Source organism: Terrabacter sp. 2RAF25 (assembly GCF_052115265.1).
GTDB lineage: Bacteria > Actinomycetota > Actinomycetes > Actinomycetales > Dermatophilaceae > Terrabacter.
Genome location: NZ_JBFRGJ010000067.1, coordinates 1 through 400, shown reverse-complemented (window position 1 = coordinate 400; position 400 = coordinate 1). Strand labels below are relative to the sequence as shown.

General features: G+C 59.5%; 1 protein-coding gene. It reads right to left on the bottom strand.

The features are described 5' to 3' along the window. Nucleotides 1-37 precede the first annotated feature (37 nt). Nucleotides 38-154, bottom strand: a complete 117-nt coding sequence (locus tag AB4091_RS21975; protein ID WP_442295057.1) for an EF-hand domain-containing protein — start codon at nt 152-154, stop codon at nt 38-40. Nucleotides 155-400 lie beyond the last annotated feature (246 nt).

Genomic DNA, 400 nt, shown 5'->3' with positions numbered 1-400 from the left:
ATGCTATCGAAGGCCACCAGAACGGCCTGACCAAACCTCAATTCGTTGGAGCGATCATTGCCTTGAGATCGGTGCCTGTTTCCGCGTCGAGTTCGCTGGCATCGATCTTGCCATCCTTGTTGGCGTCAGCGGCCTTGAAGCGTTCGCGTGCAATCGTCAGCCACTGATACAGGTCGACCGTCTTGTCACCGGCGTCCTGCTGGTTGTTTGGACATCCTGCTCGGAAAAATCAGCTGCAGCCAAACGCCCTTCAATTTCTACCCCACAGCCGCCACCTGCGCTGCCGAACAGGAGGTGCAGGCAACAACCCTGCAATGCGGCTCTCGGCCCGGTCCAGACGCGTCCGTAGGTCATCGATAGTGGTCTGCATCTGCCCGCGTTCCCGGTCGCGCTCGCGTTC